Source organism: Cellulosimicrobium protaetiae, from assembly GCF_009708005.2.
Taxonomy (GTDB): Bacteria; Actinomycetota; Actinomycetes; order Actinomycetales; family Cellulomonadaceae; genus Cellulosimicrobium; species Cellulosimicrobium protaetiae.
Map to the genome: position 1 here is coordinate 1,535,618 of NZ_CP052757.1, position 18,457 is coordinate 1,554,074.

Sequence of the window (18,457 nt, forward strand, 5' to 3'; positions counted from 1 at the left end):
GGGGAATCTCTCAGGTGCCCTCGCCGACCCGGCCCAGCGCGTCCACGACGAGGTCCCAGAACCGGGCGGGGTCGAGCGTGACCGCGACCTGGGTGCGGCACTCGTCGGGAGAGGGCTCGTCGCCGCGCAGGTCGGCGACCGTCATCCCGGTGGTCAGCGCGCCGTGGAGCTCGACGTCCAGCGGGGCGCGCCGCGTCGTGAGGACCTCCGGGTCGATGACGTAGGCCACCGCGCACGGGTCGTGCACGGGCGGGTAGGGGAAGCCCTGCGCGGTGCGGTACGTCGCCCCGTAGAAGTCGAGCAGCTCGCCGACGAACCGGGCCGCCGGGGTGTCGAGCGCGGCGAGCCGGGCGCGCACGTCCGGCGTCGCGACGGCCTGGTGCGTGAGGTCCAGCCCGACCATCGTCACCGGCCACGCCTCGTTCAGCACGACGTGCGCGGCCTCCGGGTCGGCGAGCACGTTGAACTCCGCGACCGGGGTGCGGTTGCCCACCTGGTACCCGCCGCCCATCATCACGACCTCCCGGACGCGCGGCACGATGCGCGGCTCCCTGCGCGCCGCCATGGCGACGTTCGTCAGCGGCCCGGTCGGCACGAGCGTGATCTCGCCAGGCTCCGCGCTCATCACCGTCTCGACGATGAGCTCCACGGCGTGGCGGCGGTCGACGGCACGCCGGGGAGCGGGCAGGACGGGCCCGTCCATCCCCGAGTCGCCGTGGATGTCGGGCGCGACGATCCGCGGCCGGACGAGCGGGCGGTCGCACCCCGCCGCGACCGGGACGTCCATCCCCACGAGCTCGGCGACCGCCAGCGCGTTGCGCGTGACCTTCTCCAGCGTCTGGTTCCCCGCGACCGTGGTCACGGCGACGAGGTCGACGGCGGGGCTGCCGTGCGCGAGCAGCATCGCGATCGCGTCGTCGTGGCCGGGGTCGCAGTCGAGGAGGACGCGGCGCGGCGCGTCGGCACGTCCGGTGGGCATGCGCCCATCCTCGCGCGCCCACGCGGCAACGGCCCGCGGGCGTCGCGACCGGGCGCCCGGCGCTTCGCCTCGGACCGTCACCGGCCGCTAGGCTGTCCCACGGCCCGGTCCCCGGGGCCGCGCGCCTGTAGCTCAGGGGATAGAGCACCGCTCTCCTAAAGCGGGTGTCGCCAGTTCGAATCTGGCCAGGCGCACCGAACCGCTCCGTGCACGCCGGGCGAGCCCGTTCAGCCGACCACGCGGACCGCGACCACCTCGCACTGCACCGGGTACGACTCCGCGCACACCTCGGCCCACACCTTCACGACTCCGTCCTCGGCCCGCGCGATCCTAGGCGGACGGCGGTGTGGACGGTGCGGGGGTCGGCGAGGTTCCGGTGCTCCCGCCCGTCTCGGCCTCGGCGCCCTCGCCCGACCCTGTTCCGGTGCCCTCGCCCGTTCCCGGGTCGGTCGGCGGGTCGGGCTCGGGGGTGGTGGGCTCCGGCGACGGGTCCAGCGTCGGCTCGTCGGTCGGGTCGGGGCTCGGCGTCGTGGTCGGCTCGTCGGTCGGCGTGGTCGACGGAGCGGGCGCCGGCTCCTGCGTCGGCACGGTGGACGGGTCGACGGCCGGGCTCGACGGTGCGGGCGTCGCAGGGGTGTCCGTCCCGGTCGAGCGCTCGCGGCTGATCGTCGTGCCCGAGCCCTCGACGCCGCGCACGGCGTCCGAGATCGGCTTGCCGATCGCGAGCTCGACCACGAGCACGACGCCCATCACCACGACGAACAGGGCCAGCGCCGAGACGGTCAGCACCCGCCCCCGCCCGTACCTGTCGACGAGACGCAGCCAGCGGTTCTGCGTCTCCTCGGGGGCGGGGGGCGCCCCGTCGTCCCCGGCCTGGACCTCGGCCAGGACAGCGGTCTCGCCCGGCGCGGTCGCGTCGTCGTCCGGGCCGACGGCGGCCGTCGACCCAGCGTCCGGCGGCGAGTCCTGCACGACGACCGTCCCGCGGGGCACGCTCGCGACGGCGGTCGTGACGGTGGTGGTCGTCGCGCGGTCGCGCGGGGTGCCCCCGGTGGTCACCTGGACGACCTTGCCGACGACCGGCACGAGCTGCTCCCGCGTCTTCTGGATCGACCGCGTGTAGACGTAGTTCGCGACGACGGTGAGGGCGCTCGCGATGCCGGCACCGATGATCGTCCCGGCGGTCCCGAAGTACGACAGGAGCACGGTCGTGCTCACGGCGGCGAGGGAGCTCGCGACGACCTGCGTGAGGGAGAGGCGGGCCGGGGCCTCGCGCTCCTTCGCGGGCGCGGGCTCCGCGGCGGCACGACCCGCCTCGCGGCCGGCGTCGTGGGGCGCGGGGCGCGGGGCGGACGAGTCGTCGCCGTCGGGGCGGGGTGCGGGGGGTGTCGTCACGTGGTGCGGGTTTCCGGTCGTCGGTGGGGCAGGACCACCCGCCGCCACCGACCGTGGGCGACGGTCGCGCGCCAGGGACCGGCGTCGGGCCACGGGCGTCCTCCCACGGTAGGCGGCGCGTGTGGACCTCGCCCAGGGGCGTCGTGCCGGGGCGCCAGAGGAACGGGGAAGATACTGTGACGCCGCCGGTCGGAGCCCTGCGGCGGCGCTGACGGCGCACCTCGAGTGCCTCCGGCGCTGCCGGGGCGGCTCTGACGGCGACGTATCCTGCCGAGGGACCCTCCGCCCCGCGGCGAGCGATCCGAGCGTACGAGGTGTGGCGTGCGTCACGCTGTTCGCCGGTACGGGCGTGGGTCGAATTCGCGGAATCCTGCGCATGTTGTGGACGCTCGTCCAGGTGGTTCTCAGGGGGCTCCGGGGGCGCCCTGGTGATTCACCCGTCCAGGTCGCCGGGCCGTGTTGACGCCCGGCATCCCGCCGTGCAAGATAGTCCTCGACAGCGCGCATCGCCTGCCCCCTGCGCGGTGCGCGCTGTTTCACACTTCTCCGGGAGAACACCCCGGAATTGCTCGGAACGACGGCCTCGGAACACGAATTCTCGTGATCCGGGGCCGTTCGTCGTCCCCGCGTCGGGTCGTCCGCGCGGGCGACGGCCGAGCAGACGCCGCCCGCCGGGTCCGGGTCACGCACCCTCCGGCGCGCCGCGCCGGGCCTCGCGAGGTCGACGGTTAGCGTCGGAGGGTGAACGCCGCAGCCCGCACCAGCTCAGCCGCCCGGAGCGTGGCCGATCCTGCTCGGCTGCCCGCGAACGCTCCCGACGGGACCGACCAGCCTGCCGCCGAGGCGGACGACACCGTGACGCCGTCACGCCCCGTGCTCGTCCCGGAGCCCACGACCGCCGACCTCGTCGACGAGGCCGTGGCACGGTGGCGTGCCGGCCTCGTCGAGCTCGCCGGCGGGTCGTCGCTCGCCGACGTCGCGCTCCTCGGCGACGCCGTCGTGGACCTCACGGCCGCGCACCCGTCCGGCGTCGCCCAGCTCTTCGCCGGGCGGCCGACGCGGCTCTCGAACCTCTTCCGGGAGGGAGGGTCGCTGCCCGCCGCGCGGCGCCGTGCCCGGGCCGTCGTGGTCCGCGCCGCCGAGCACGCCCAGCGCTACGGCGTCGCGCCGACCTACCTCGCGATCGGCGTCGCCACCTGGACGCAGGGCGTCACCTCCCCGTCCGCCGAGGACGACGTCGCCGCGCTCGCCCGCGTCACCGGCCGCGCGCGAGCCGCCGTCGTCCCCGGCGAGGACCCCGCCGTCGACGACGAGCGGCCGGTCGCCGGAGCCCCGGACGCGGGAGACGAGGACCCCGCGGACCGCACGACGCGACCCGACGCCGGGCACCCGGCCGAGGGGGCTGTCGCCGACACCGACGACACGCCCACGTCCCGCACCGTGCGCGCACCCGTCCTCCTGCGCCCGCTCACCGTCACGCCGCGCGGGGACGGCGAGACCGACTACGAGCTCACGCTCGAACCGACCGCGGAGATCAACCCGCTCCTCGCCCGCACGCTCCGCGCGCACGGCGCGCTGCTCGACCCGGTCACGCTCGCACGCTCCACGTTCACCGGCGCCGGGTTCGACCCCGGCGACGCGACCCGTCGCATCACCGCGCTGGGGCAGGCCGTGCTCGACGACTTCGACCTCACGCACCGCGTGCTCGTCGGCACGTTCGTGCACCCCGGGCAGGTGCTCGTCGACGACCTCGACGAGCTCGCCCCCGCGCTCGAGCGGCACGAGGTCGTCGCCGCGCTCGCGGGCGACGACGCGTCCGCGGCGGCGCTGGCCGCCGACCTGCCCACGCCCCGGGTGGGCGACGCGGACCCGGTGCACGAGCGGGGAGCCGGCGACCTCGACCCGTCCCAGCGGCACGTCGTGGACGCCCTCGCGAGCGGGTCGCACCTCTTCGTCGACGCCCCCGCGGGGTCCGACGTCGCGGGTACCCTCGCGGCCGTCGTCGCCGAGGCCGCGGCGTCCGGGCGGCACGTCCTGTACGTCCCGGGGCACCGCCGTGCGGCCGACGCGCTCCTCGCGCGCCTCGACGCCCTCGGCCTCGGGGGACTGACCCTCGACGTCGCACCCGAGCCGACGTGGCGCGAGACGGTGTCGCACCGCCTGCTCTCCGCGATGGCGGCCGAGCCCGAGCTCGTCGACGCCGACGCCGTCGAGCGCACCCGCGACGCCCTGCTGGGCTCGCGCGCCCGGCTCGCCGGGTACATCGAGGCGCTCCACCTCGTCCGGGAGCCCTGGGGCGTCTCGGCCTACGACGCGCTCCAGGCGCTCGCACGGCTCACCGCCGAGCGGCCCGCACCCGACACCCGGGTGCGGCTGACGACCGAGGTCGTGCTCGCCGTCGGGCCGCAGCGGGACCGGGCCGCGGCCGAGCTGCGCGAGGCCGCGCTGCTCGGTGCCTTCACGGCACGGGCCACCACGACCCCCTGGTACGGGGCCGCGCTCACCACCGCGCAGGAGGCGCACGACGCGCTCGTCCGTGTCGAGCGGCTGCGCACGCACACGCTGCCGCAGCTGCGCGCGCAGGTCCAGCAGGTCGCGGAGCGCACCGGGCTCACCGGCGCGACGACGCTGCGCCAGTGGGCCGGCCAGCTCACCATGCTCGGCGGGATGCGCGGCACGCTCGACGTGTTCCAGCCGCTGATCTTCGAGCGCACCGCGCAGGACATGGTCGAGGCGACCGCGACCCGGCAGTGGCGTGAGCAGCGCGGCGTCGAGATGGGCTGGTTCGCGCGCCGACGGCTGCGGCGCCAGGCACGAGACATGGTGCGCCCCGGCGTCCGCGTGCCCGACCTGCACGCCGCGCTCGTCGAGGTGCAGGCGCAGCGCGCCGTCTGGCAGGAGCAGTGCCCGCGCGGAGGGTGGCCCGTGCTGCCCGAGGGCCTGTCCGCGATCGAGGACACGCACGAGGCCGTCCGCATCGACGTCGAGGAGCTCGAACCCGCCCTGGTCGGCACACCGGACGGCGCCGGGCTGCTCGACACCCCGCTCGACGCGCTCGCCGCACGGCTCGACGCGCTCGCCGGGGACGCCGAGGCGCTCGACTCGCTCCCCGCACGCACCGCCGTCCTCGCCCGGCTCACGGGACTCGGTCTCGGCGATCTCCTCACGGACCTCACGGAGCGCCGCGTCGAGCCCGACCTCGTCGGTCCCGAGCTGGAGCTCGCCTGGTGGAGCTCGGTGTTCGAGCAGGTGCTCGCCCAGGACCAGGCCCTCGCCGGGCAGGACGGCGCCGGCCTCGACGCCCTCGCCCGCCGGTTCCGCGACCTCGACCGGGACCACGTCGCCTCCCTCTCCGCACCGGTCCGGGCAGCGGTGCGCGAGCACCTCGGGACCGCGATGCGCGACCACCGCGACGAGGCCGAGGACCTGTTCACCGAGCTCCTCGAAGGACGGCTCGTGAGCCTGCGCGAGACGGCGGAGAAGCACCCCGCCGTGCTCCGTCGGCTGCGGCCCGTGCTCGTCGCCACACCGACCCTGGTGCCGCACCTCGTCCCCGCGACCCGCACCGTCGACCTCGTCGTGCTCGACGCGATCGAGCACGCGCCCGTCGAGCTCGTGCTCGCCGCGCTCGCCCGCGGGCGACAGGTCGTCGTGGTGGGCGACTCGCGCGCGGCCTCCACGTCCACGGTCCGCGACCTCTCCGAGCTGCTGCCCACCGTCACCCTCCTCGCCGACGGCTCGCGCCGTGACCCCTTCGTCACGACCTTCCTCGCCGAGCACGGGTACGACGGGGTGCTCCGCCCCGCGCCCCTGCCCCGGCCCGAGGCCCTCGTCCAGCTCGACCTCGTCGACGGTGCCGGGATGCCCGACCCCGCGTCCGGTGCGGTCGAGAGCACCCAGGCGGAGGTCGACCGCGTCGTCGAGGTCGCGATCGAGCACGCGCTCACGCGCCCCGACGAGTCCCTCGCGATCGTCACCGTCACACCCCTGCACGCCGACCGCATCCGCGACGCGCTGCTCGTCGAGGTCAGGCAGAACCCCGCCCTCGCGGGGTTCTTCTCCGGCGCACGGTCCGAGCCGGTGGTCGTCGCCGACGTGTCCGGCGTGGCCGGCCTCGCACGGGACACCGTCGTCCTGTCGGTCGGGTTCGGCCGGACGCCCCACGGCCGCGTGCTGCACCGGTTCGGGATCCTCAACACGCCCGGCGCGGAGGCCATGCTCCTCGCGACCGTCGGCGCCTCCCGCCGCCGCCTGCACGTCGTCTCCTGCTTCACCGCGGGCGACCTCGACCCCGAGCGGCTGCGCGGTGCCGGTGCCCGGCTGCTCGCCGAGGTGCTCGACCTCGCCGAGCAGCGCAGCGGCGTCGCCGACCAGGTCACGCTCGGCAACGGCGTCGACCTCGGCGGCAGCCCCGACCGGCTCGTCCTCGACCTCGCCGAGCGTCTGTGGCGCGCCGGGCTCGTCGTCGAGACCGACTACGGCATCGGCGACGGCGACCGCGTCCCGCTCGTCGTCGGCCACCCCGACCTGCCGGGCGAGCTCCTCGTCGCCGTCCTCACCGACGACGCCGCGTACGTCGCCGAGCGCAGCGTGCGCGTGCGGGACCGGCAGGTGGCCGAGCGGCTCGAGCGCATCGGGTGGACCGTCGCGCAGGTGTGGTCCGCCGCGGCGTTCCTCGACCCCGCCAAGGAGGCCGAGCGCATCCGGCGGGTCGTGCAGGCCGTGCGCGACGAGCGTCTGCCCGAGACGGGCGGTGTCGCGCAGACGGGCGGCGGCGACCGGATCGTCGTCGTGCCGGTGATCGACGACGACGAGCAGCACGGCGACGACGAGCTCTGATCGGCCTTCTGGTTTGGGCGGCGGTCCGCTGGTCGGGCTCGCGGCTTCTGGTCGCCCTGGGTGCGGGGTCGGGGGACGTGCGCGCCGTCTACCATCCGCGCCGCTCGTTCCTCGCGGCGCTCCCGCCAGACCCGACCACGACGGCGCGCACGTCCCCCGACCCCGCCATGTCGGCTCACCGACGCGTGACTCGGCTGGCGCAGAACCCCGGTCCGCCGCCGTAAACCCTGGTTGGCCGAAGTAGAACCGTGGTCAGCCGAAGTAGACCCGTGGTCGGCCGACGTAGAACCCTGGTTGGCCGAAGTAGACCCGTGGTCGGCCGACGTAGAATCGTGGCCAGTCCAAAGCCTGTCGCCGTCTTTGCTCACCGCCGTGCCCGCCGCCGAGCCGGGTCGCCGTCGCGGTCGCCCGGTCGGGCCGTGTCGCTCTGTCGTCGCGCCGTCCGGGTCGGCTGCCGCGCCGGACCTTGTCCCGGGCGCCCTCGCGTGTCTTGTCGGTGAGGGGCGTCGCCGTCGGTCGGTCTCGGTGGTGCGACGATGGGAGGCGTGAGCAGCACGACCGAACCGAGTCCTGACCGCCCGCGCGACGTGACCGACGGCGAGGGGCGGCGTCGGCGGCCGCGGCGGGCCGTGCGGCGGGGGACGGAGAGCGAGGTCGTGTCCGGAGTGAGCGCCGACGAACGGTCCGAGGGCTGGGGCGACGCGGCGGCGCCCGGGCGGAGTGGTCGGGGCGAGAACGACGACCGTCTGCTCGGCGACGTCCCGCCGCACTACGGGCGGCACTGACCGACGGCATTGACCGCGCACCGCGCTGCCGGATCGGTGCTCCGCGCGTCGGCGTCCGGTTCCGGTGCGCTCACGTCCCGGACAGAGACGAACCCGGGGTCGTTCCCCGTCCACCGCGGTGGGTGAGGAACGACCCCGGGTTCGTCCGAGGTCCGCCGTCGCCGCACGGTCTCATGTGGCGGCGGGGCGGCTCGTGGTCAGAGGTCGCGCGGGGGCGTGGGGCTGCCCGGCGCAGTGCCGGGGCCGCCCGCCGCCTGGGCGGCGAGGAGGTCGCGGATCTCCTGGAGGACGCGCACGTCCTCGGCAGGGGCCTCCGGCTCGGGCTCGACGTCCTTCTTGCGCATCGCCGCGAGGTGGTTCATCGGCAGGACGATGAAGAAGTACAGCGCGATGGCCACGCACAGGAACTTGAAGAGGGCGTCGAGGATGAGGCCCAGGCTGAAGATGGCACCGTTGATCTCGAACGTCGCCACGTCGGTGAGGTCGGGTTCGCCGAAGATCGCTGCGATCAGCGGGTTGATGAGCCCGTCCACCACCGCGGTGATGATGGCCGAGAACGCGGTGCCGATGACGACGCCGACCGCCAGGTCGATCGCGTTGCCGCGGAGCACGAACTCCTTGAAACCGTTGAGCACGCCCTTCATGGATGAGTCCCTTTCACGTCGGTGGTCCGCGTGGCGGCGGTGCCACGACAGGTGCACGCGCGATCCTCCCAACCCGCGCTGCCTCCGGCAACGGCCTCGCCCGGCGGGTCGGCCCTCGGTGAGAGGGTCGCTCGTCAGGGCACGAGGACTGCCGTGACGGTGGTCTGCCCGCTCACCGACGCGAGCCGGACGGCCTCCTCGGGGCGTACGGCGACGAGCGTCACGGCGTCCGACCCCGGCCCGCCGGAACCGAGGAGCCCGCCGCCGTCGTCCGGCTCGGGGGCCGGGACGACGACGGCGCCGCGGGCGAGGTACGGGTCGCTCGGCGGCGCCTGCCCCTCGGACGGGGCGGCCGGCGATATCGCGGCGACCGCGAGGTCCCCGGCGGCGAGAAGGTCGACGCGGTCTCCCGGGCCGAGGAGCGTGGCGACGCCGGGATCGAGCCGGACCGGTGCGACCACGGTGCCGTCCGGTGCCGCGGCCGCGAGGTCGCCCCCGGCGACGAGGGCGGGCTGCACGAGGGTGCCCACGGGCAGGGCGACCGTCGCGCGTCGCCCGACGACGGCGTCGGGCCGTGCCGCGGCCCCGGCGGGGACGAGCCCCGCGGGCACGTCGTCCACGCGCAGGTCGGAGTCGGCGATGACCGCGCCCGCCGGGACCTCGCGCGTGGTGACGACGGCAGGTGCGGTCGGCGGCGGGGGAGGCCGGAGCGCACCCACGACGACGGAGGCCGCCAGCCCGCAGCACAGCGCGGCCACGACGAAACGAGACCTCCACCACAGACCGTGCAGCAGCCGTCGTCGCGCGGGGGAGCGGTCGGGTCGTGGGACGGGCCGGGGCACGCTGGACGAGCGGAGCATGGGCGCGACCGTAGCGGCAGGCGGCTACGGATGACGCGCGGGCGGTGCCGTCCTGTGGACGCGCGCGGGTGCCGGGGCCGGGCACGGCGGCCCGACGGGGGCCTGTGGTCGACGGCCCGCGCCCGGAAGGCGCCGGTCGGCTGACGAACGGACGCGACCGGGGCGTGACCCGGACGCCGTCGGGTCAGGACGCGGCGGCTGAGCTTCCCGACGAGCCCGAGGAGGACGCGCTGCTCGTGCTGCCCGACGTCCCGCTCGTCGAGGACGTCGAGGACGAGGACGACGCGGTCTTCGCGGCGGGCGTGGTCGCCGACTTCCCGCCGGAGCGCGAGTCCGTGCGGTAGAAGCCCGAGCCCTTGAACGTCACGCCGACGGAGGAGAACACCTTGCGCAGGCGGCCCGAGCACTCGGGGCACACCGTCAGGGCGTCGTCGCTGAACGACTGGTGGATGTCGAAGGCGTGACCGCAGGCGGTGCACGTGTACGCGTAGGTGGGCACGGGTTCTCCTCGTTCACGAGACGGCCGTCGGGCGGCCACCGGCGGTTCGGGATCGTGTCGGTCTCGGCCGGGTCGACGGTGTCAACACCGCCTGGCACTCGAAACTTCCGAGTGCTAATCATACGCGGACCGGCGCTCGGCCCCGGCCGGGTAGTCTCGCATCCGTGTCTGCGCACGAACCCGCCGAGGCCCCAGCCGGTGACGCCGTCCCCGGTGCCGACCCCGCGACCCCTGCCGAGACCGCGGTCCCACCCCGACGTCGGTCCGGCCGACGGCGCGTCCTGCTCGGTGTCGCCGTGCTCCTGGTCCTCGTACTGGTCGGCGGCGCGGCGTTCACCGTCGTGACCGTGCGCCGCCCGCTCCCGCAGACGTCGGGCGAGATCGAGCTCTCCGGGCTCGACGCGCAGGTCACCGTCCTGCGCGACGCCCAGGGCGTGCCGCAGATCTACGCCGACACCCCCGAGGACCTCTTCCGCGCTCAGGGCTACGTGCAGGCGCAGGACCGCTTCTTCGAGATGGACTACCGCCGCCACGTCACCGCGGGCCGGCTCGCGGAGCTCGTGGGCGACAACCCCGACGCCATCGCCGCCGACACCGTGACGCGGACGTTCGGCTGGCGGCAGGTCGCCGAGGAGGAGTGGGACGTCGTCGCGCCCGAGACCAAGGCGTACCTCCAGGCCTACGCCGAGGGGGTGAACGCCTACCTCGAGAACCGTGACCCGTCCGAGATCGCGATCGAGTACACCGTGCTCGGCCTCCAGGTCGAGGTCGCCGAGCCCGAGCCCTGGGACCCCGTCGACTCGCTCGCCTGGCTCAAGGCGATGGCGTGGGACCTGCGCGGCAACTACGACGACGAGCTCGAGCGCGCGCTCGCGTACGGCACCGTCCAGGACGCCGGGCGCGTCGCGGAGCTGTTCCCCGCGTACCCGTCCGACGTCAACGCGCCGATCCTGGACCCGGGCGAGCTGGACAACCCCCGGCAGGTCGCGCTCGACCTCGGCCCGACGGCGGCCGAGGAGTACGGCTCGGGCAACGTCCAGGGCGCTCTCGAGGCCGCCGAGCGCGCGCTCGACGCGGTGCCCGTGCTCATCGGTCGCGGTGAGGGCACCGGGTCGAACTCGTGGGTCGTGTCCGGCGAGCACACCGAGAGCGGCAAGCCGATCCTCGCGAACGACCCGCACCTGGCGCTCGGCGCCCCGGGCATCTGGGCGCAGGTCGGGCTGCACTGCAACGAGGTCGGACCGCAGTGCGGGTTCGACGTCGCGGGCTTCTCGTTCGCCGGGTTCCCCGGCGTCGTCATCGGGCACAACGCCCAGCTCGCGTGGGGCCTGACGAACATGGGCGCCGACGTCACCGACTTCTTCGTCGAGCGCGTGCGCGACGACACCTACCTGCGCGGCGACGAGTGGGTCCCGCTCGAGACCCGGACCGAGACGCTGCGCGTCGCGGGCGGCGACGACGTCGAGCTCGAGATCCGGTCGACCCTCCACGGTCCGATCGTCTCCGAGGCGATCCCGGCGACCGAGCTCGCCGTCGACACCCCGGCGCTCGACACCCGCCTGGGCGAGTACGCCGTCGCGCTCCAGTGGACCGCGCTCGAGCCGGGCCGCACCGCCGACGCCGTCTTCGCGTTCAACCTCGCCCAGGACGCCGCAGACATGCAGGCAGCCGCCGCCCTGTTCGAGGTGCCCGCGCAGAACATCGTCTTCGCGACCGTGGACGGCGAGATCGGCTACCAGGCACCCGGCAAGATCCCGGTGCGTCAGTCCGTGCCCGACGCGGAGGTCCCCTCGGACGGCACGTGGCCGCGCGACGGCTCCGACGAACGGTACGACTGGCAGGGGTACGTGCCCGCCGAGGACATGCCGCGCGTCGTCGACCCCGCCGAGGGGTTCGTCGTGGCCGCGAACCAGGCCGTCCTGCCCGCGGGCGTCGCACCTTTCCTCACGACCGACTGGGACTACGGCTACCGTTCGCAGCGCATCCGCGAACTGCTCGAGGCGGAGATCTCGGCCGGGCGTCCCGTCGACGTCGACACGATGAACGAGATCCAGACCGACGACCGCAGCCCCTACGCCGAGGTGCTCGTGCCGCTCCTGCTCGACCAGGAGATCGACGACGACTTCGCCGCCGAGGGCCAGGAGCTCCTCGCGGACTGGGACTACCGGACCGACACCGACTCCGCGGCGGCCGCGTACTTCGCCGCCGTCTGGCGCAACCTGCTCCAGCTCACGTTCTGGGACGACCTGCCCGAGTCCGCCCGGCCGAACGGCGGGAGCCGCTGGCTGGCCGTCGTGCAGAACCTGCTCGACGACCCCACCAACGCCTTCTGGGACGACCGGCAGACCGTGAGCGTGGTCGAGTCCCGCGACGAGGTCCTCACCCAGGCGCTCGTCTCCGCGCGACTGGACCTGACGGTCGAGCAGAGCAAGCAGCCGTCCGACTGGGCCTGGGGCACGCTCCACGTGCTCGCGCTCGAGCACCCGGTCCTGGGGGGCGAGTCCATCCCCGGGCCGGTCCGCAACTGGGTCAACCCCGACCCCGTCGGCATGCCCGGCGGCTCCTCGATCGTCAACGCGACGGCGTGGGACGCGGCGTCCGGGTCGTTCGGCGTGACGGCCGGCCCGTCGATGCGGATGGTCGTCGACCTCGACGACCTCGACCGCTCCACCTGGGTCACCGTCACCGGGACGTCGGGCCACCCGGCGTCGAAGCACTACTCCGACCAGCTCGCGACGTGGGCGAAGGGCGAGACCTACGACTGGCCGTTCTCCACCGATGCCGTCGCCGCCGCGAGCAAGGACGAGCTCACGCTCGTCCCGTAGCTCCCCGGGCCGGGTCTCGTTCTCGAGACCCGGCGGGGTCTGCTCCGGGTCAGGCCCGCTGCCCGGCGTGGACGGTCCGAGGGTGCGGGCCGGCCGTCGTGGTCGCGGAGTGGGCGGTGCGGGGCCAGGTCCAGGCGTACCGCAGGACGAGGGCGAGAAGGACGAGCTCCAGCACGACGCCCAGGCCGTAGAAGAGCAGCCAGGACTCGCCGAGCACGTTGAACGCCGTGACGGGGACGTAGAGCGAGGCCACGACGAGGTTCGTGACGCGGCTCGCCCGGGCGGGGAGCGTCATCGAGAGCGTGACCATGAGGATCGGGACGGTCATGAGGGTCAGTGCCGCGGTCGAGAAGGTCTGGGAGAGGTCGAACACGAAGACCTTCCCGTCGAGGATGTCCTCGACGACGCCGGGCGTGAAGAAGTTGAGGATGTCCACGTAGGCGTAGAGGAACATGAGGCTGGTCCACGTTGCGGCGAGCTTGGCTCGCACCGGGACCGGCCGGTCGTCCAGCGTGGTGGTGGGTCGACGTGTGCTCATCATGGGCTCCGTTGTCGTGGTGCGGATCGGAGGTTCCACGGTCTCCGAGCCCGCCGGGCCGGCACACCGGCCGGGAGGCCGGAGCTCCCTGGCCGAAGGCACGGTCTCGCTCTCGTCCTTTCGGGGGGTACGCCCACGTGCGCCGATCCCTAGGCTGGAGCCGTGGTCTCTCTCCGGCGTTCCCTCTGGCACGAGCCGCGGCCCGCCGACGCCCCGCCCGTCGGTCGTCTCGACGGGCTGCTGGTCGGTGTGTTCGCCGCCGCCGTCGTGCTCGAGGCCGTCGTCCGGCCGGACGTGGCCTGGCGACCCCTGGTGGCGGTGCTCGCCCTGGCGCTGGTCCCCGCCCTGCTGTGGCGGCGGGCCCACCCCCTGGCGGCCGCCCTGGTCGGGTGGGGCGTCGCCGCGCTGCTCTCGGTCCTCCAGCTGGCTGCGTACACCGGGGACCTCGGTCTCTCCTCCATGCTGGCCGTCCTGGTCCTGCTCTACTCCTTGGTGCGGTGGGGCTCGGGGCGGGAGGTGGTCGTCGGGACGTCGTCCGTGGCGGTCGTCGTCGCGCTGGGGATGTACGCCTCCGCCACGGGCTGGGCCGACGTCTTCGGCGGGGTCGTGCTCGTGCTGCTGGTGGTCGCGCTCGCCGTGGTGTTCCGCTACCGCGCGGACCTCTGGCACCGCCGGCAGCACGAGATCCGCAACCAGGAGCGGGTGGCGCTGGCGCGCGAGCTCCACGACACGGTGGCCCACCACGTCTCGGCGATCGCGGTGCAGGCGCAGGCCGGCGGCGTGGTCGCCGGAGTCCAGCCCGAGAAGGCGGCCGAGGTCCTGGCAGCGATCGAGTCCGAGGCGTCGCGAACGCTCGCGGAGATGCGGTCCATGGTGCGGGTGCTGCGCGAGGACGACGCCGTCACCTACTCGCCGCCGCTGGGCGTCGCGGACCTGCCTGCTCTCGCGCGAGCCGACGGGTCGCCCGTCGTCAAGGTCTCGCTCGACGACGCCTCGACCGGGCTCGCACGGCCCGTCGACGCCGCGCTCTACCGGCTCGCGCAGGAGTCGCTGACCAACGCCGTGCGGCACGCGAGGAGCGCGACCCGCGTCGGGATCGACGTCCGCCGGGAGGGCGCCGCCGTCAGGCTGCGTGTCTGCGACGACGGTCAGACCGAGCCGGGGCCGACCCCGGAACCCGGGTTCGGCCTGCTGGGCATGGCGGAGCGCGCCCAGCTCCTCGGCGGATCGCTCTCGGCGGGACCGGGGCCCGACGGCGGCTGGGTGGTCGAGGCCGTGCTGCCTGCGGAGGCGCCGGCGTGAGCATCCGCGTCGTCGTGGCCGACGACCAGGACCTGGTCCGGACCGGGCTGGTCATGATCCTCGGCGCGCACCCCGACCTCGAGGTGGTGGGGGAGGCCGCCGACGGGCTCGCAGCCCTCGACCTGGCGACCCGGCTGCGTCCCGACGTCCTCCTCGTCGACATCCGGATGCCCGGGCTCGACGGCGTCGAGGTGACGCGGCGCCTGGCCGGACCCGGCGTGACGAGCCCGATGGCGGTCGTCGTCATCACCACGTTCGACCTCGACGAGTACGTCCTCGGCGCGCTGCGCGCCGGCGCCCGGGGCTTCCTGCTCAAGGACGCCGGGCCGGAGCTCCTCGTGCAGGCCGTCCACGCGGCGGCGGCCGGGGACGCGCTGATCGCCCCCAACGTCACCCGCCGCCTGCTGGCGACCTTCGCGGACCGGGCGCCTGGGCTGCCGGTCCAGCCCACCGACCCGCTCACCGGGCGGGAGGAGGAGGTCCTCGCGCTCGTGGCACGCGGCCGGACCAACGCCGAGATCGCCGCCGAGCTCTTCGTGGGTCTGAGCACGGCCAAGTCCCACGTCGCGTCGTTGATGACCAAGCTCGGCGCCCGCAACCGTGTCGAGGTCGCGATGTGGGCCTACGACACCGGGCGTGCGAGAGCCGAGTAGCCGGTTCGGGTCGGCGCGCAGGCGCCCGGGGTCCGGCACCCGGACGAGGGTCGCGACCCGGCTACGGGAGCCAGCGCCAGCCGAGGGGGGTCGCGACGGCGTCGACGGTCCGGTCGTGGGGCTCGACCGGGAGCGGACGGTCGGAGGCGTCGTAGACCTCCTCGGGGAAGACGACGGCGACGACCTTGGTCCCGGGTCGGACGTGCTCGAGGGCGCGGTCGTACCAGCCGCCGCCCTGCCCGAGGCGGACCCCGCGCGAGTCGACGGCGAGCGCGGGTGCGATGACGACGTCGGCCTGGGCGATGGCCTCCGCCCCGAGGGCGGGGGTTCCGGGTTCGGGCGGGCGGCCGGGGGCGCGCACCTGGAGGTCGGCCGGGCCGTCGTACTGCGCCCAGTCGCGCTGGAGCCCTGCGCCGAGGACGGGGAGCAGGACGCGCACGCCGCGTGCGGCGAGGCGTTCGAGGGTCTCCACCGTCCCGGGTTCCGCGGGGCGGGCGGCGTAGGTCGCGACGCACGTCGCGGCCGCGACCTCGGGGATGGTCTCGACGACGTCGGCGATCGCGGCGGCCGCTTCCTTGCGGAGCCGCTCGGACCGCGCCTGGCGGTTGGTGCGGATGGCCTTGCGGAGGATCTCCTTCGCGTCCTCGGCTTCGATGCTTCCGTGCAGGGGGTACGGCTGGACCGGGCCACTCATGTCCCTATTGTCACCCGGCGCGGCGTTCTCCGCGGACGCGGCACGGGTGACGTTCGGCCCTGGTGGGCCGGATCGGGTTCCGTGGACGGGTCCCGGGTGCCTATGATCGGGGAGAGCCAGTAGTTCGGACTCCTGACAAATGAGTCGGGTCCGACGGAGGTCGACCAGTGAGGACGCCATGACCGCGACGACGCCCGCGATGCCCAGCGCGACGACCACGCGACCCCGAGGTGCGCGCACCCGGACGGCGAGGGCCGCCGTCGTGCTCGCGGCAGGGCACGACGACGCGTCGCGCGAGCTGCTGTCCCGGCCGCTGGGCGGTGCCACGGTCGTCGAGCTCGCCGTCGCGAACGTCCGGCGGGTCGTCGACGCGAGCCGCATCGTCGTCGTCGTGGCGCCGGACGACCCGACGGTGCGCGAGCTGCTCGGGGAGGACGTCGTCTACGTGGAGCAGGCGGAGCCGCTCGGCACGGGCGACGCGGTGCTCGCGGCGCGGGGCGCGGTCGCGTCCGTGCTCGGGGCGGGCGTCGACGAGCCGGTGCTCGTCGCGTACGCCGACACGCCGCTGCTGCGCTCGGAGTCGCTCCTCGGCCTGCTCACGCGCCACACGCTCACGGGGGCGGACCTCTCGCTGCTCTCGGCCGTCGTCGACGACCCGGACGGCTACGGGCGCGTCGTCCGCGCCGAGGGCGAGATCGCGGCGATCCTCGAGTCGTCCGAGGCCGGCGGCATCGCCGAGCCGCGCACCGAGATCAACGTCGGCGCGTACGTCGCGTCCCCCGGCCTCCTGTTCGGCGAGCTCGAGCGCATGGCGTCCGACGGCGAGCACCGGCTCACGGAGCTGGCCCGCCGCGTCATCGGCGCGGGCAAGCGGATCTCGTCGTACCGGATCGTCGACGTCGACGAGGTGCGCGGCATCAACACTCCCGACGAGCTCGCGCAGGCGGCGGACATCGTCCTCAAGCGCCTGTTCGTCCCGAAGAAGAACACGGACACGAAGATCGTCTTCGGGACGGGCGGGTGGCGCGCCGTCATCGGCGAGGGGTACACGCTCGCGAACGTGCGGCGGCTGTGCCAGGCGATCGCCAACGAGACGATCCGCCAGGGTCTCGACGCGAAGGGCGTCGTGATCGGCGGCGACCGGCGCTTCCTGTCGCGCGAGTCGGCCATCGCGGCGGCCGAGGTGTTCGCGGGCAACAACATCGCCGTCACGCTCCTGCCCGACGACGTCCCGACCCCGCTCGTGACGTTCGCCGCGCCGCACCTCGGCGCGGCGTACGGCATCATCGTCACCTCCAGCCACAACCCGCCCGAGTGGAACGGCATGAAGGTGTTCCGCCAGGACGGCTCGCTCCCGCTCGACGACGAGACGGACCGCTACCAGGACGAGGCCAACGCCCTCTCGGTGGACGACGTCATCACCCTCGACATCGACGTCGCCCGCCGCACGGGCGTCGTGGTGGACCGCGTCCTCACCGACCCGTACGTCGACGCGATCGAGCGGATCATCGACGTCGAGGCCGTCCGCGGCTCCGACCTGCAGGTGATCGTCGACCCGATGTACGGCACGAGCCAGCTCACGCTCGGGACGATCCTGTCGGACATGCGGGTGCGGTCGGAGTTCATCCACGCCACGCACAACCCGCTGTTCGGCGGCGTCGCGCCCGCGCCGGACCTGCAGCGGCTGAGCACGCTCGTGACGATGATCCAGCAGGGCGGGGGGCGCTACGACCTCGGCATGGCGACGGACGGCGACTCCGACCGCATCGGCATCGTCGACGAGACCGGCGAGTACATCTCGACCAACGACCTGCTCCTCCTCCTGTACTGGTACCTGCACGAGGTGCGCGGCGAGAAGGGCGGCGTGGTCCGCAACCTCGCGACGACGCACCTGCTCGACCGTCTCGCCGCCCACTTCGGCGAGGAGTCCCGCGAGGTCAAGGTCGGCTTCAAGCACGTCACGGCGGGCATGGAGGCCATCGACGCCGTGCTGGGCGGGGAGTCGTCGGGCGGTCTGACGATCCGCGGCTGGATCCTCGGCAAGGACGGGATCTTCGCGTGCGCGCTCGTGGCCGAGATGCTCGCCCGCACGGGCAAGCGGATCTCCGAGCTGCGCGCCATGATCTACGAGATCACCGGTCGCCTGTACACGCTCGAGGCGGGCGTCCCGGCGACTCCCGAGATGCGCGTCGAGGTGCCGCGCCGGCTGGAGGCCGAGCCGCTCACGCACGTCGGCCCGTACCCTGTCGTCTCGGTCTCGCACCTCGACGGCACCAAGATCCTCCTCGAGAACGACAACTGGGCGCTCCTGCGGTTCTCCGGCACCGAGCCCGTCCTGCGCATGTTCGTCGAGGCAGACTCGCCCGCGAAGGCCACCGAGCTCCTCGACTGGCTCCAGGGCTTCGTCACGGCCGGCGTCTGACGCCGCCCGCCCCCCGCACCCC

At 74.5% G+C, this 18,457-nt stretch carries 13 protein-coding genes, 1 tRNA gene and 1 pseudogene; 8 read left to right on the forward strand and 7 right to left on the reverse strand.

Annotated elements, in window-relative coordinates:
- Nucleotides 1-10: 10 nt before the first annotated feature.
- Nucleotides 11-979, reverse strand: a complete 969-nt coding sequence (gene uriH / locus FIC82_RS06560; RefSeq protein WP_154797993.1) for a uridine-preferring nucleoside hydrolase UriH — start codon at nucleotides 977-979, stop codon at nucleotides 11-13.
- Between the two features lie 121 nt (nucleotides 980-1,100).
- Between uriH and FIC82_RS06565 the strand changes: the two genes are divergently transcribed.
- Nucleotides 1,101-1,173 (forward strand) — tRNA-Arg (locus FIC82_RS06565).
- Nucleotides 1,174-1,309: 136 nt separating this feature from the next.
- Here the strand turns inward: FIC82_RS06565 and FIC82_RS06570 are convergent.
- A complete protein-coding gene (locus FIC82_RS06570) occupies nucleotides 1,310-2,374 on the reverse strand; it encodes a hypothetical protein (protein WP_154797994.1) in 1,065 nt (354 codons plus the stop codon).
- Between the two features lie 741 nt (nucleotides 2,375-3,115).
- Between FIC82_RS06570 and FIC82_RS06575 the strand changes: the two genes are divergently transcribed.
- The gene (locus FIC82_RS06575; protein WP_168731560.1) at nucleotides 3,116-7,213 is read left to right on the forward strand and encodes a hypothetical protein; all 4,098 of its coding nucleotides are present in this window, start codon (nucleotides 3,116-3,118) and stop codon (nucleotides 7,211-7,213) included.
- 545 nt (nucleotides 7,214-7,758) lie between these two features.
- A complete protein-coding gene (locus FIC82_RS06580; RefSeq protein ID WP_154797995.1) occupies nucleotides 7,759-7,998 on the forward strand; it encodes a hypothetical protein in 240 nt (79 codons plus the stop codon).
- Between the two features lie 197 nt (nucleotides 7,999-8,195).
- On the opposite strand, the gene mscL is transcribed toward FIC82_RS06580, so the two are convergent.
- Both mscL and FIC82_RS06590 read right to left on the reverse strand, forming a co-directional pair.
- Nucleotides 8,196-8,642, reverse strand: a complete 447-nt coding sequence (gene mscL / locus FIC82_RS06585; protein WP_154797996.1) for a large conductance mechanosensitive channel protein MscL — start codon at nucleotides 8,640-8,642, stop codon at nucleotides 8,196-8,198.
- A 134-nt stretch (nucleotides 8,643-8,776) separates the two neighbouring features.
- Nucleotides 8,777-9,502, reverse strand: coding sequence for an SAF domain-containing protein (locus FIC82_RS06590; RefSeq protein WP_154797997.1), 726 nt, complete (start codon nucleotides 9,500-9,502; stop codon nucleotides 8,777-8,779).
- A 164-nt stretch (nucleotides 9,503-9,666) separates the two neighbouring features.
- Between FIC82_RS06590 and FIC82_RS21290 the strand changes: the two genes are divergently transcribed.
- Nucleotides 9,667-9,846: a hypothetical protein gene (locus FIC82_RS21290; RefSeq protein WP_336240520.1), complete on the forward strand. Its 180-nt coding sequence runs from the start codon at nucleotides 9,667-9,669 to the stop codon at nucleotides 9,844-9,846.
- A 14-nt stretch (nucleotides 9,847-9,860) separates the two neighbouring features.
- Here the strand turns inward: FIC82_RS21290 and FIC82_RS21295 are convergent.
- Nucleotides 9,861-10,040, reverse strand: a pseudogene (locus FIC82_RS21295) (FmdB family zinc ribbon protein); the annotation flags it as partial.
- A 125-nt stretch (nucleotides 10,041-10,165) separates the two neighbouring features.
- On the opposite strand from FIC82_RS21295, the gene FIC82_RS06600 reads away from it, so the two are divergent.
- Nucleotides 10,166-12,826, forward strand: a complete 2,661-nt coding sequence (locus FIC82_RS06600; protein ID WP_418884346.1) for a penicillin acylase family protein — start codon at nucleotides 10,166-10,168, stop codon at nucleotides 12,824-12,826.
- A gap of 49 nt (nucleotides 12,827-12,875) precedes the next feature.
- Here the strand turns inward: FIC82_RS06600 and FIC82_RS06605 are convergent, their stop codons facing one another.
- Complete coding sequence (locus tag FIC82_RS06605; RefSeq protein ID WP_154797998.1) at nucleotides 12,876-13,364, reverse strand: DUF6326 family protein; 489 nt, start codon at nucleotides 13,362-13,364, stop codon at nucleotides 12,876-12,878.
- Nucleotides 13,365-13,526: 162 nt separating this feature from the next.
- Between FIC82_RS06605 and FIC82_RS06610 the strand changes: the two genes are divergently transcribed.
- Together FIC82_RS06610 and FIC82_RS06615 are read left to right on the forward strand one after the other, a co-directional pair.
- On the forward strand, nucleotides 13,527-14,666 hold the full coding sequence (locus FIC82_RS06610) for a sensor histidine kinase (RefSeq protein WP_168731562.1): 1,140 nt from the start codon (nucleotides 13,527-13,529) through the stop codon (nucleotides 14,664-14,666).
- Entirely contained in the window at nucleotides 14,663-15,319 is a 657-nt protein-coding gene (locus FIC82_RS06615; RefSeq protein ID WP_168731563.1) for a response regulator, read from the forward strand. Before FIC82_RS06610 ends, FIC82_RS06615 begins: the two co-directional genes overlap by 4 nt.
- A gap of 61 nt (nucleotides 15,320-15,380) precedes the next feature.
- Here FIC82_RS06615 and FIC82_RS06620 read toward each other — a convergent pair whose 3' ends face one another.
- A complete protein-coding gene (locus FIC82_RS06620) occupies nucleotides 15,381-16,013 on the reverse strand; it encodes a 5-formyltetrahydrofolate cyclo-ligase (RefSeq protein WP_154797999.1) in 633 nt (210 codons plus the stop codon).
- Nucleotides 16,014-16,191: 178 nt separating this feature from the next.
- Between FIC82_RS06620 and FIC82_RS06625 the strand changes: the two genes are divergently transcribed.
- Nucleotides 16,192-18,435 carry an NTP transferase domain-containing protein gene (locus FIC82_RS06625; RefSeq protein ID WP_253691533.1) on the forward strand — a complete coding sequence of 748 codons (2,244 nt, stop codon included), beginning with the start codon at nucleotides 16,192-16,194 and terminating at the stop codon, nucleotides 18,433-18,435.
- Nucleotides 18,436-18,457 lie beyond the last annotated feature (22 nt).